At 49.8% G+C, this 255-nt stretch carries 1 protein-coding gene and 1 rRNA gene; one reads left to right on the top strand and one right to left on the bottom strand.

Going from position 1 to position 255, the window contains the following annotated elements; genetic code table 11:
• Positions 1-61, top strand: a 16S ribosomal RNA gene (locus JMA46_RS16970); the annotation flags it as partial.
• Here JMA46_RS16970 and JMA46_RS16965 read toward each other — a convergent pair.
• A partial coding sequence (locus JMA46_RS16965) for a hypothetical protein (RefSeq protein WP_207346508.1) occupies positions 62-255 on the bottom strand: 194 nt, incomplete at its 5' end.

The raw sequence follows: 255 nt of genomic DNA, 5'->3' as shown, positions 1-255 counted from the left end.
GATTGGGACTAAGTCGTAACAAGGTAGCCGTACCGGAAGGTGCGGCTGGATCACCTCCTTTCTAAGGAGCACCAAACACCACAACAATCACCGCATGGTGATCACTTGGTGGTGTGAGGAGTAAAGATTCGTTGCCAGGACGCATGTTTCTGGGCGAGTTGCTCAAGGGTGGAATATCAATAAAATAGTCGATGATCGATATCTGGCGACCTGGCTTGAGTACAACGAATCTTTTGGGGTTCGTGGGGAAAGAGC

This window comes from Arthrobacter sp. E3 (assembly GCF_017353415.1).
GTDB lineage: Bacteria > Actinomycetota > Actinomycetes > Actinomycetales > Micrococcaceae > Specibacter.
Note: the sequence above shows the minus strand (reverse complement) of the source record. Positions and strands in the feature narration are given on the sequence as shown.